General features: G+C 70.9%; 1 protein-coding gene. It reads right to left on the minus strand.

Annotated elements, in window-relative coordinates; genetic code table 11:
- Positions 1-53: 53 nt before the first annotated feature.
- Positions 54-446 (minus strand): TetR family transcriptional regulator C-terminal domain-containing protein (locus tag E4T88_RS18940; RefSeq protein ID WP_185146760.1); only part of this gene is annotated, 393 nt, incomplete at its 5' end.

Genomic DNA, 446 nt, shown 5'->3' on the forward strand with positions numbered 1-446 from the left:
ACTCTATCCACTGAGCTACAGCCGCACGCGGGCCCTTGCGGCCCAGGGGCGGATTATGGCACGGCGTTGCGGCGCGACTGGCAAATCTGCCACGGGATGCCCGCGACGAGCGGATCGACCCCCTCCGCCACGTCGAACCCCAGCCCGCGCAGGTAGGCGTCCACCGCGGCGCGGCCGGTCTCCGCGAGGCCGAAGGTGGCATCCCCCAGCATCCACACCTGCATCAGGCCGTCGAACAGCGCCTGCAGGCCGGTGGCGGCGACCTCGGCCGAGCAGGACAGCGCGAGCCCCTGGTCCTGCGCGGCGAGCGTGATCTCGTTGGCGAACTGCTGGCGGAACTCCAGGCTGGCCTCCAGGTGGCGGTCGCGCACGGCGGAGATCTCGCCCACGTATTGCACGCGGAACATCGCGATCTCGAAGACCCGGCGCACCGAGGGGTCCTTCTC

This window comes from Dysgonomonas mossii (assembly GCF_004569505.1).
Taxonomy (GTDB): Bacteria; Bacteroidota; Bacteroidia; order Bacteroidales; family Dysgonomonadaceae; genus Dysgonomonas.